The sequence below is a fragment of the Bacillus sp. 7_6_55CFAA_CT2 genome, from assembly GCF_000238655.1.
In the GTDB taxonomy this organism is placed as follows: domain Bacteria; phylum Bacillota; class Bacilli; order Bacillales; family Bacillaceae_G; genus Bacillus_A; species Bacillus_A cereus.
In genome coordinates, this window is record NZ_JH414715.1 from 1 (window position 1) to 12,927 (window position 12,927).

Here is a 12,927-nt window from a genome sequence, read left to right on the forward strand (position 1 = left end):
GAAAGTTGTTATTGCATCTGATTCATATAAAGAAAGCCTAAAAGCTATAGAAGTATGTGGAGCTATTGAAAGAGGTTTTAGAGCAATTTTTCCTAATGCAGAGTATGTGAAAATACCAATTGGAGATGGAGGAGAAGGGACGGTTGAATCACTTGTTGATGCTACAGGGGGGAGAATTATATCAATTAGTGTGACAGGACCGCTTAGAGAAGGTATACAAGCTTTTTATGGCATTTCTAAAGATAAAAAGACAGCGTTTATTGAAATGGCAGCAGCATCAGGATTACAGCACGTTCCAGTTGAAAAGCGCAACCCACTTATTACAACGACAAAAGGAACAGGAGAACTTATATTACATGCGCTAGATCAAGGAGTGGAGTACATAATTTTAGGACTTGGAGGAAGTGCTACAAATGATGGTGGGGCAGGTATGTTAGCAGCTTTAGGAGTAAGATTTATAAATGACAAGGGTGAAGTAATAGATCCATCTGGAGGCACATTACATTCGATTGTTGCTATTGATTTTTCACGAATGGACCCCCGCTTAAAGGGGGTAAAGATAGAAGCGGCATGTGATGTGGATAATCCATTAGTCGGAATGCAGGGAGCATCTTTCATATTTGGGAGACAAAAGGGTGCAAATGTAAAGATGATGAAAGAGCTAGATGAGAATTTACAACATTATGCGAATATGCTTAAACGATATGTATCTTTTGATGTATCTGAAATACCTGGTGCAGGGGCAGCGGGAGGAATGGGAGCGGCTGTTATTTCAGTGTTAAAGGGAGACTTGCGGAGGGGCATTGAAATTGTATTAGATTATACAAATTTCGATAAACATATAGAAGATGCAAATCTCATTATAACTGGTGAAGGTAGAATAGATAAACAAACTGCATATGGAAAGGCTCCTGTGGGTGTTGCGGGGCGTGCAAAACGTTTTTCTGTGCCTGTAATTGCTCTTGGAGGGTCTGTATCATCTGATTATTCAGCTGTGTACGAGAAAGGAATAGATGCGGTATTTAGTATTACAACGAGACCGATGACACTAGAAGAAGCATATAAAGTAGCAGGAGAAAATATTGAAATGACAACAAAAAATATTGCAATAGTATGGAAAATAGCATCAGAAAAACACTTCTAAATGTAGGAGTGTTTTATTATTATTATTTAATAATAGTGATTGCGATTGTTTCATTAAGTTAACTTTATACATAGAATAGTCTTGAAATTTGGTTTTCAGTATGAATATAAGTGAATAAATTGTATATCCATACAGAAAAATGTCGAGTTGAGTCAGACTATATAAAAGATTTAAAATATTTAGTGAAGGCATAAAAGGGGGATACTATCTATGAAAAAAGAAATCTCAGTTATTGGAGTTCCAATGGATTTAGGACAGATGCGTCGTGGAGTTGATATGGGACCGAGCGCGATCCGTTATGCAGGGGTAATTGAAAGAATTGAAGAAATTGGATATGACGTTAAAGATATGGGAGATATATGTATAGAGAGAGAGAAAGAGATAGATGAAAATACAAAATTAAGAAACCTTACACAAGTTGCAACTGTATGTAATGAATTAGCAAGTAAGGTGGATCATATTATAGAAGAAGGTCGTTTTCCACTTGTATTAGGTGGTGACCATAGTATTGCTATCGGTACATTAGCTGGTGTAGCAAAACATTATAAAAACTTAGGCGTTATTTGGTATGATGCACACGGTGATTTAAATACAGAGGAAACTTCACCATCTGGAAATATTCATGGTATGTCACTTGCAGCAAGTTTAGGTTATGGACATTCTTCACTTGTAGATTTATACGGAGCATATCCAAAGGTGAAAAAAGAGAATGTCGTAATTATCGGTGCGCGTGCATTGGATGAAGGAGAAAAAGATTTCATTCGCAATGAAGGTATTAAAGTGTTCTCAATGCATGAAATTGATCGTATGGGGATGACGGCTGTTATGGAAGAAACAATCGCATATTTATCTCATACTGATGGTGTACACTTATCATTAGATTTAGACGGTCTTGATCCTCATGATGCACCAGGTGTTGGAACGCCTGTAATTGGCGGTCTATCTTATCGTGAAAGTCATTTGGCGATGGAAATGTTAGCAGAAGCTGATATTATCACATCTGCTGAATTTGTTGAGGTAAATACGATTTTAGATGAGAGAAATAGAACGGCAACAACAGCAGTTGCTTTAATGGGTTCTTTATTCGGTGAAAAACTAAAATAAATGTAAGAAAAGCAACTGAGAAGTTGCTTTTTTTATTTGAAAATAGGCGTATAATAATGATTTATATTATACTGTACAATAAAAATGTTTGACATCTTACCAATTTGAGCTAAAGGGGGTTGTTTGTAATTGTCGTTTGTTTCATGTATGGTATAATTAACTAGTTGTTGGAAATACATACAGATAGAGCATAAAACAATATTTCAATATATGGATAGAATTGCTCGTAAGTAGGAGGAAGGGATAGCATGCCTTTTGAAGATACGACCATTTTGAAATATCTTAGTACGGCATTAGATATTGCCATTGTATGGTTTATTATATATAAGCTAATTCTTATAATCCGAGGGACGAAAGCTGTTCAACTTTTAAAAGGGATTACAGTTATTATCGTCGTTAAGATGATCAGTATTTTCCTTGAATTGCGTACGCTATCTTGGCTAACTGAACAAGTATTAACGTGGGGATTTTTAGCCGTTATTATTATCTTTCAGCCAGAATTGCGAAGAGCACTTGAGCAGCTAGGGCGCGGAAGTTTATTTTCGCGTGTTGGAACGCATGAGGATGATGAACCTGAAATGGTTGCAACAGCGATAGCAAAAGCAACCGAATATATGGGGAAACGTAGAATTGGTGCATTAATTACTTTGTCAAAAGAGACCGGTATGGGTGATTATGTGGAAACGGGTATTCCGCTGAATGCAAACGTATCATCGGAATTACTTATTAATATTTTTATTCCAAATACACCTCTTCATGACGGAGCGGTAATTATGCAAGGAAGTACAATTAAAGCAGCAGCATGCTATCTTCCATTATCAGAAAGTCCGTTTATTTCTAAGGAATTAGGAACTAGACATCGTGCTGCAATGGGAGTTAGTGAAGTTACTGATAGTATTACAGTAGTTGTGTCTGAAGAAACTGGTCAAATTTCTTTAACGAAAAATGGTAAGTTGCATCGTGATTTGAAGACAGAACAGCTGAAGGATATGTTATTAGCTGAATTTAGTGGAAACGAAAAAACGACTTCTTCGTCTTTATGGAATTGGAGGAGAAAGCGTCATGGATAAGTTAATGGAGAATCATTGGTTTTTAAAAGGGATCTCATTACTATTGGCGTGTATGCTTTTTATGTCAGCGACGTTAACTGAAAAAAATACGACATCAGGTATATTACCTTTTGCAAATGATACGAAAGAAACATTAACTAATTATGCTATTAATCTTAAGTATGATGAGGAGAAATATATTGTAAGTGGTATTCCGGCAGAGGGCGTTAAAGTAAAATTAGAAGGCCCAAAAGCATCAGTTGCTACAGCAAAAGCAAAAAAACAATTTGACATACCGGTTGATTTGCGAGATAGTCCAAAAGGAACTTATGAGATTTCTTTAAAAACGAACGGGCTTCCAGATGATGTGAAAGGAACAGTTCAGCCATCAACAATTAAAGTTACTCTTCATGAAAAGGCGAGAAAATATGTTCATGTAGATCTGAAATTATCAAATGAGGATCAGATGCCAGCGGGGGCTACTCTAGAAAAATCAAGCCTTAAACCGGATACTGTTGAGGTAGTTGGGACGAAAGAAGAAATTGAAAGCATTTCATCTGCCAAAGCGTATGTTGATTTAAAAGGTGTTAATAAAACTGTTACAAAAACGCCCGAAGTTACATTATACAATAAAGAAGGAAAACGTTTAAATGTAAGAACAAGTCCATCTAAGATTAGTGTAACGTTGAATGTGGCAACGCAAAATACAGCCAATAATACTGAAAAAACTGTTCCTGTAACGTATACGAAGAAGGGGAGTTTAGCAGAAGGATTGGCGGTTACAAATATCAGTGTTGAACCGAGAGAAGTAACGATAGCTGGTCCAAAAGATATTTTGGATAATATACAATCGCTAGAGGGGGTCGAAGTAGATCTTAGTCAATTGACAGAGTCTACAACATTCGATGCCTCTGTTTTATTACCCAAGGGTGTAACAAGTGCCAAACCGAATCAAGTGAAGGTTTCGGTGGGAGTGCAAAAAACAAAACAAACGAAAACAAAAACGATTGATGGTATCCCAATCCAGAAAAATGGACTTTCTAAAGATGTTACTGCTCAGCTACTTTCGCCGCAAGATGGAAAGATAAGTGTTGATATTTCAGGAGAAGCAAGTATAGTAGATAAAATAACAGCTGCTCAAATAACAGCGGTAATTAATCTGCAAAATGTATCTCCAGGAACGAAAGATATTTCAATTCAAGTGAGTGGTCCTGGTAATATTTCAATAGAGCCAAAACAAAAAAGTGCTAAAGTTACTATTGTGAAGAAAGAAAAACCAGATAAAGAAGTACAGGGTAACGGTCAACAACCGGATTCAAACACCGATCAAGAAAATCAAAATGAGAAACCAAAAAATCCTGAACCTGATTCAGAAAAAGAACAGGAAAAGAATCAAAACCAAAATCAAAATCAAGATAAAGATAAAGATAAAGAAACGAGTCAAGAACCAACAGTAGATAATCACAATCAAAAAGAGCAAGAAAAAGGAGCGAATCATAATGGGTAAATATTTTGGTACAGATGGAGTACGCGGAGTTGCAAATAAGGAGTTAACACCTGAATTAGCTTTCAAAATTGGACGTTTTGGTGGTTATGTATTAACAAAAGATACAGATCGTCCAAAAGTAATTATCGGTCGTGATACACGTGTATCTGGCCATATGTTAGAAGGAGCTTTAGTAGCAGGGCTATTATCAACTGGAGCAGAAGTAATGCGCCTTGGCGTTATTTCTACACCGGGCGTTGCTTATTTAACAAAAGCACTAGACGCACAAGCGGGTGTTATGATTTCTGCATCTCATAATCCAGTACAAGATAACGGTATTAAATTCTTTGGTTCAGACGGCTTTAAATTAACAGATGAGCAAGAAGCTGAGATTGAAGCTTTATTAGACAAAGAAGTTGATGAACTACCACGTCCGACAGGTACTAATCTTGGACAAGTGAGTGATTACTTTGAAGGTGGACAAAAATATTTACAGTACATTAAACAAACTGTTGAAGAAGATTTCTCTGGCCTACATATCGCTTTAGATTGTGCACATGGTGCAACTTCTTCTCTTGCTCCATACTTATTTGCAGACCTAGAAGCTGATATTTCAACGATGGGAACTTCTCCAAATGGTATGAATATTAATGAGGGCGTAGGATCTACACATCCAGAAGGCTTAGCTGAATTGGTAAAAGAAAAAGGTGCGGATATCGGACTTGCTTTTGATGGCGATGGCGACCGTTTAATTGCTGTAGACGAAAAAGGAAACATCGTTGACGGTGATCAAATTATGTTCATTTGTGCGAAGTACATGAAAGAAACTGGTCAATTAAAACATAATACAGTTGTTTCAACTGTTATGAGTAACTTAGGTTTCTACAAAGCACTTGAAGCAAATAATATTACAAGTGATAAAACAGCAGTTGGTGACCGCTACGTAATGGAAGAAATGAAGCGCGGAGGTTACAACCTAGGTGGAGAACAATCAGGCCATATTATCTTACTTGATTACATTACAACTGGTGATGGAATGTTAAGTGCACTTCAACTTGTAAACATCATGAAAATGACGAAAAAGCCATTATCTGAGCTTGCAGGGGAAATGACGAAATTCCCACAATTGCTAGTAAACGTTCGTGTAACAGATAAAAAATTAGCATTAGAAAATGAAAAAATTAAAGAAATTATTCGTGTTGTAGAGGAAGAAATGAACGGTGATGGCCGTATTCTTGTTCGCCCATCTGGAACAGAGCCACTTATTCGTGTAATGGCAGAAGCACCAACACAAGAAGTTTGTGATGCATATGTACATCGCATTGTAGAAGTTGTGAAAGCCGAAGTTGGCGCTGAATAATTAGCTGAATTTATATGAAAAAGGAGCACAAAAAGTGCTCCTTTTTCATATGTTTTATAGACGATGAAAAAAATTTCATTGACGGTTTATCCATGTTTGTTATAAGATGGTCTTGTTCTTTTTCTCAAAGGAAATATTGTAAATTATAAAAGCGCCAGAACTACAAATAGTGTAGTTGACGAGGTGGGGTTTATCGAGATTTCGGCGGATGACTCCCGGTTGTTCATCACAACCGCAAGCTTTTACTTAAATCATTAAGGTGACTTAGTGGACAAAGGTGAAAGTGTGATGAGAGAAGAGGAACGGATGAAAACTAGCTGTATAAGTATATACGGACTTAAACCCAATCGAGAGGAAGGTGAAAGCCGTTACAAGCTTACAGGGCTAGCAATATGTAATCCGTTTTTTAGTATAAATAAAAATGGTATCGGACTATGTCGTTACATGTTCGCAGAGCAGTGTAAGCATTTGTAACGGCGACTAAACATGTGTGGAATCGTAGGATTTATTGGAGAGCAAGATGCAAAGGAAATTTTATTAAAAGGTTTAGAAAAGCTAGAATATCGTGGATATGATTCAGCAGGTATTGCAGTACAAGCAGAGAACGGTGTTGTTGTATACAAAGAAAAAGGCCGTATCGCAAAACTTCGTGAAATCGTAGATGAGAACGTAGCAGCAAGCGTAGGTATCGGACACACACGCTGGGCTACACACGGTGTTCCAAGTAAAGTAAACGCGCATCCGCATCAAAGTACATCAAAACGCTTTACATTAGTTCATAACGGTGTAATTGAAAACTATGAATTAGTGAAAAAGGAATATTTACAAGATGTAACGTTCGTAAGTGAAACAGATACAGAGGTTATCGTACAGCTTATGGAACAACAAGTGAGCACAGGATTAAGTGTAGAAGAAGCGTTCCGTAATACGCTATCTCTTTTACATGGCTCTTATGCAATCGGATTACTTGATGCTGAAAATCCAAACATGATTTATGTTGCTAAAAACAAAAGCCCGCTATTAGTAGGTGTTGGTGACAACTTTAATGTTGTGGCAAGCGACGCTATGGCGATGTTACAAGTTACAGATCAATTCATTGAGTTAATGGATAAAGAAATCGTAATCGTAACGAAAGAAAGTATTACAATTAAAAACTTACAAGGTGAAACGATTGAACGTGCACCGTTTACAGCGGAATTAGACGCAAGTGATATTGAAAAGGGAACATATCCTCATTTCATGCTTAAAGAAATCGATGAGCAACCACTTGTAATCCGTAATATAATTCAAAAGTATCAAGATGAAAATGGCGAAATTGAATTAAATCAAGACATCCGCAATGCGATTTTAGATAGCGATCGTATTTACATCATTGCATGTGGAACGAGTTATCATGCAGGTCTTGTTGGAAAACAATTTATCGAGAAGTTTGCAAAAATGCCAGTTGAAGTACACGTGGCAAGTGAATTCTCTTACAACATGCCATTATTAACAGAAAGACCATTCTTCATTTACATTTCACAAAGTGGTGAAACAGCTGATAGCCGTGCAGTACTTGTACAAACAAATGAAATGGGTCATAAAGCATTAACAATTACAAACGTGCCTGGTTCTACGCTTTCTCGTGAAGCTGATTATACACTTCCGTTATACGCTGGACCAGAAATTGCAGTTGCATCAACGAAAGCTTACACAGCACAGCTTGCAGTACTTTCAATTTTAGCGGCTGATATTGCTAAAGCAAAAGGTGAAGTTCTTGATTTCGATTTAACACACGAACTAGGACTTGTAGCAAATGCAATGATAGAACTTTGTGATCAAAAAGAAGAAATGGACGCATTAGCAAAACAATTTTTAGCAACAACGCGTAACTGTTTCTTCATCGGCCGTAGCGTAGACTTCTACGTAGGATTAGAAGGTGCGTTAAAACTAAAAGAAATCTCTTACATCCAAGCAGAAGGATTCGCTGGAGGAGAGTTAAAACACGGTACAATCGCTTTAATTGAAAATGGTACACCAGTTATCGCACTTGCTACACAAGAGCACGTAAACCTTGGAATTCGTGGTAACGTGAAAGAAGTAGTAGCACGCGGGGCTAACCCATGTATCATCTCAATGAAAGGCTTAGAAATGGAAGGTGACAGCTTCGTATTACCAGCTGTACACGAAGCGCTAGCACCGCTAGTAGCAGTTATTCCATTACAACTTATCTCATACTACGCAGCACTTCACCGCGAGTGTGACGTTGATAAGCCACGTAACTTAGCTAAGTCTGTTACTGTTGAGTAGGAGATTGGTAGGTTAATAAATATAGTTATGCGTTTGAAATAAATTTTGATAGTTTATAAAAAAGTCTGATCGTTTATAATAAATTAAAACTAAGAAAAGAACTCTGTAAAAATCATTTTACAGAGTTCTTTTAGTTATTTATTGTTTTACATAACAAATTGTTACTTGTTCGTCTATGTGGAAAATCTGTAATGCTTTACCATCTAAATTTTTAACCTCATATGATGAATAAATAGGTCTTTCCAATTTCACTTCTTGACCATTTTGAGTTCCTTTTTCCACCATTAGCGTTAACTGATGGGAAGAAACGTCTGCTTGGTATGTTCCTGTTAAGTAATTATCTTTATTTGGATAAGAACCATTTGCATATGTTTCAAATGTCTTATCTGCTTTTAGGACTAACGTAGTTTTGACTCCGTCTCCGTAATCAATACCCCAATTACCTACAAGCTCTGTACCGTCTTTATAGTTGTTCTGTACATTCTTAAACTTAGCCGAACCCTCGTCTGGTGTATCAATTTTTCCTTTGAATATACCAGTTTTATTTTGGGTACTGTATGTTTTAACTGTATTACCACTAGATAAACTCGGTGAGTTAGAAGAACTAGTACCACTTGTTGTAGAAGTAGTTGTTGAACTACTCTTAGCTTCCGCTTTTAACTTATCAAATACAGGTTTCCAAATGCGTTTTGCTTCATCTAATTTATTGTTTGCTTTATCTATGATTGCATCATCCGTATCTTTAAGTGTTTTAGAGTAATCAAATAACTTCGATACTTCTTTGAAAGATTCTTTTAACTTTTGAACAGCTTTTACAATTTCCTTATGATCTTCCTTGTATTTTCCTGGTGCATCTATACGCTCTATTTTATTAAATACTTTATCTAAGTCTTTAATACTATCTCGTACCTCTTCATTTGACTTACTTCCCTTTTTATTATCCCTCACAGAAGCATCATAGTAATCTAGACGTCTTAATAAGTCTTCTTCAATGTCTACCATAAGTTGTGGGTAATCCTCAGGTAAAACCATAATCATCTTAACATCTTTACTTTCTTCTTTTGAGTTAGTTGATTTTTCCTTTGTTTCAGATGATTTACCTTCTGTCTTAGTTTCTTTACTTTCTTGTTTACCAGATTCAGCATTTGTTTTTTCTTTTTCTCCAAATAAACTAGTTACACTACAAGCTGACATAGAAACTACTAATCCGGATGCTAGTAAAATTTTACCTGTACTCTTTTTGAAATTCTTCATATGATTTTTCAATTCTCCCTCTAAAAACATAAAATAGATGTGCTTTAGCCCCTTTAAAACTAAAAAACATATCCCTTCTATATTTATTTTATAATACCTTTCTATGTGTAATATTTTACAATTAATTACAGATGCGGTCAAAATTTATCTTAGTTTAACGATGTTTACAAAAAAGATGCGAAGCTTTATTCTTCAAGTAAAGATTCTAAGTGAGTTTTGATTAAAATTTTTTTATAAAAATCTCATACTTAGTTAAAAAGAGTAATTCTATTTTGATCAATCGCTTTTTCAAAATGGATTTTTTTGTTGTTAAATAAAGATTTATGACTTCATTTTTATCAAATTTTATTCCAAACCAACATATAGTTATAGCTTTAAAATAAATTTACAAATTTGTATCTAAAAGGGGTATTTTTTTGTCGAAAAAGAACATCTAAAATTGATAAGCGGAAAGAGCCCTATAGATTAAAGTTTTACTTTATCGGATTCACTTTTATTTATCTGAATTTTCCGTTAATATTTTAAGTATCCGTGAACAATTTCCTTTATTACGACAAGAAGAGACGGTAGATTCATGGACATTACAAGGGGGCTTATTATATGAAAGTGAAAGCAAAAACATATTTAAGTATAGAAGAGATTATTTCATTACCAACCGTATCAAGTACAAACATAAGTGATGATGGTAAAAACGTAGCATTTGTTAAGAAGACGGCTGATTGGAAAGACAATATATATAGGAATCATGTATGGATATATGAAAAAGATAAGAAGCAGAGTTACCCATTATCAAATGGTGATATAGATAGTACACACCCATTATGGTCTCCAGATGCTAGGTGTATCGCATATCTTAGTCGAGTTGGTGATGGGGGAAATCAGATATTTGTTAAGTCACTAGATGATTATAGAGAGGTTCAAATTACTGATGAGAAAGAAGGAGTCAGTACATTCAAATGGGGTCCTACTGGCAAGGGTCTTTATTATGTTACGCAGTCAAAAGAATGTGAAGAGATAAAGAAACGTAAGAACCTATATGGAGATTTTCAACATATAGGTAAGGAACACCAGAATAATTGTTTATATTACATTGAAATAGAAAAGGTGATACAAAGTGATACAGATGAACACGAGAACAGAGTTGTTTATCAATTAACGGATGGTAAGGATTTTCATATCCATGAATTTGATATTTCAAATGATGGTAAAAAGGTTGTATTTATGGCGACACCAAGCTCAAATATGGCAGATTATATAAATGGAGATCTATACATACTCCATATTAAAGCTGGAGAGCTACAAAAGCTGAATGTGGATAAGTTGTTGGGAGGGAGTGTTTGCTTTTCTCCTGACGGCAGTAAAATATGTTACACAGCAAGCATAAGAGAGAAGGATTACTATAGAAACCATATACAAGATAGTACGTTAGAGATATATGATATGAATACTGGAGAGGTAATTCAGCCTCTAACAAACTTTGATAGTACAGTTATGCCATTACAGTGGACAGCTAAAGGAATTTTAATTAGATGGCAGGATAAAACGAATTATCGTATTGGATTACTAGCTGAAGATGGCACTGTGGAAGCATTAAGCGACAAGGTAGATGGCTTTATAATGGATGCCTCTATAACAAAGGATGGAAATCATATAACCTATAATAAGGCTATAACAAATGAAACCTTTGAAATCTATTTAGACGATAAAAAAATAACGGATGAAAATAGCTTTTTCAAAGGGAAACTTAAAAGTAACAGGGAAATCATCTCATGGAAAAGTAGTGATGGTCTTGAAATAGAAGGTGTTTTATCAACGCCAGTAGAGTTTGACACTAATAAAAAATATCCTTTATTAGTAGTAATTCACGGCGGTCCGGCTTGGGCATCTTTTCCGATATTTTCAGACTGCTTCAATGAGAAATATCCGATTGAACAGTTTGTTGAAAAAGGCTTTATCGTTTTAGAGCCAAATTACAGAGGAAGTTCAGGTTATGGTAATGAATTTTTAAAAGCTAACTATAGAAAACAGGGGATTGCTGACTACGACGATGTTATATCAGGAGTTGATAAACTAGTTGATCAAGGGATAGTAGATAAAGATAGAGTAGGAGTTATGGGATGGAGCAACGGTGGATATGTATCAGCTTTCTGTTCTACATTTAGTAGCAGGTTTAAAGCTATTTCAGTTGGCGGTGGAATAACTAACTGGAGTACCCATTATGTAAATACAGATATACCTTACTTTATTAGAATGTATTTAGGAAATACTCCATGGAATGATCCAGATATATATACGAAGACATCACCTATGACGTATATTAAATCAGCTTGTACGCCTACCTTAATTCAACATGGGGAAAAGGATGCAAGAATTCCGATTACAAATGCATATGATCTATATCAAGGATTAATGGATATGGAAGTTGATACAGAATTAATTATATTTAAAGGAATGGCATATAGTTCTGACCAACCAGGAGTTCATGTGGCTATTATGAAGCAGAACTTGATGTGGTTTTCACACTATATGCTTGAAGAGAGTATGGAGGGTTTTAGGACTTTGTAATAGATGTTTGTACAAGACATATGATTGAAACGGTCTTCATATTGAGATGATTTATTATAAAATATATACTTAAACTACTATCAGTACATACATCAGGGAGGACTAATATGACAGGAAATAAAAATGACTTACTAGTAGAAAAACGTGAAGAGTTATTGAAAGTATTGCAAGCTCGTTTTGAGAAAAACATGAACCGCCATGAAGGTCTTGAATGGGGTAAAGTTGAAGCGAAGCTGACTACTAATAATGAAAAATTGTGGTCACTTAACGAAATGGAAGTAACTGGTGGTGAGCCGGATGTTATTGGTTATGATGAAGAAAAGGACGAATATACTTTCTATGATTGTTCAAAGGAGAGTCCTAAAGGCCGCAGAAGTCTTTGTTATGATCTTGAAGCGTTAGAATCAAGAAAAAAGCATAAACCAGAAAATAACGCTATTGATGTGGCGGCCGCTATGGGTATTGAGTTATTAACGGAAGAACAATATCGAGAGTTACAACAACTTGGAGATTTTGATATGAAATCATCGAGTTGGGTACAAACACCTTCAGATATTAGAGAGCTTGGTGGTGCTCTATTTTGCGATTATCGTTTTGGACATGTTTTCGTGTACCACAATGGAGCAGACTCTTACTATGCTGCCAGAGGTTTCGTGGTTCGTTAAAGTTTAAATTA

Annotated in this window: 10 protein-coding genes; 9 read left to right on the plus strand and 1 reads right to left on the minus strand. The window is 35.6% G+C overall.

Annotation, left to right across the window (positions count from 1 at the left end):
• From HMPREF1014_RS26650 to glmS, 7 genes are all read left to right on the plus strand, one after another.
• The coding region (locus HMPREF1014_RS26650; protein ID WP_000630367.1) for a glycerate kinase at positions 1–1,144 on the plus strand (1,144 nt) is incomplete at its 5' end.
• A gap of 210 nt (positions 1,145–1,354) precedes the next feature.
• Positions 1,355–2,248: an arginase gene (gene rocF, locus HMPREF1014_RS26655; RefSeq protein ID WP_000711563.1), complete on the plus strand. Its 894-nt coding sequence runs from the start codon at positions 1,355–1,357 to the stop codon at positions 2,246–2,248.
• 248 nt (positions 2,249–2,496) lie between these two features.
• Complete coding sequence (cdaA, locus tag HMPREF1014_RS26660; RefSeq protein ID WP_001115697.1) at positions 2,497–3,318, plus strand: diadenylate cyclase CdaA; 822 nt, start codon at positions 2,497–2,499, stop codon at positions 3,316–3,318.
• A complete protein-coding gene (locus tag HMPREF1014_RS26665) occupies positions 3,311–4,804 on the plus strand; it encodes a CdaR family protein (RefSeq protein ID WP_000359597.1) in 1,494 nt (497 codons plus the stop codon). The genes cdaA and HMPREF1014_RS26665 overlap by 8 nt, the downstream gene beginning before the upstream one ends.
• On the plus strand, positions 4,797–6,143 hold the full coding sequence (gene glmM / locus HMPREF1014_RS26670) for a phosphoglucosamine mutase (protein WP_000521476.1): 1,347 nt from the start codon (positions 4,797–4,799) through the stop codon (positions 6,141–6,143). The genes HMPREF1014_RS26665 and glmM overlap by 8 nt, the downstream gene beginning before the upstream one ends.
• A gap of 288 nt (positions 6,144–6,431) precedes the next feature.
• Positions 6,432–6,617: a hypothetical protein gene (locus HMPREF1014_RS26675; RefSeq protein WP_001206405.1), complete on the plus strand. Its 186-nt coding sequence runs from the start codon at positions 6,432–6,434 to the stop codon at positions 6,615–6,617.
• A gap of 12 nt (positions 6,618–6,629) precedes the next feature.
• Positions 6,630–8,432 carry a glutamine--fructose-6-phosphate transaminase (isomerizing) gene (glmS, locus tag HMPREF1014_RS26680; protein WP_000334163.1) on the plus strand — a complete coding sequence of 601 codons (1,803 nt, stop codon included), beginning with the start codon at positions 6,630–6,632 and terminating at the stop codon, positions 8,430–8,432.
• A 138-nt stretch (positions 8,433–8,570) separates the two neighbouring features.
• On the opposite strand, the gene HMPREF1014_RS26685 is transcribed toward glmS, so the two are convergent.
• Complete coding sequence (locus HMPREF1014_RS26685; RefSeq protein WP_009327644.1) at positions 8,571–9,698, minus strand: DUF3994 domain-containing protein; 1,128 nt, start codon at positions 9,696–9,698, stop codon at positions 8,571–8,573.
• A 588-nt stretch (positions 9,699–10,286) separates the two neighbouring features.
• Here HMPREF1014_RS26685 and HMPREF1014_RS26690 point away from each other — a divergent pair.
• Together HMPREF1014_RS26690 and HMPREF1014_RS26695 are read left to right on the plus strand one after the other, a co-directional pair.
• A complete protein-coding gene (locus HMPREF1014_RS26690; RefSeq protein ID WP_000864887.1) occupies positions 10,287–12,251 on the plus strand; it encodes a S9 family peptidase in 1,965 nt (654 codons plus the stop codon).
• Positions 12,252–12,358: 107 nt separating this feature from the next.
• Positions 12,359–12,916 (plus strand): DUF4256 domain-containing protein, encoded by a 558-nt coding sequence (locus HMPREF1014_RS26695; RefSeq protein WP_000147396.1) that lies wholly within the window; start codon positions 12,359–12,361, stop codon positions 12,914–12,916.
• Positions 12,917–12,927 lie beyond the last annotated feature (11 nt).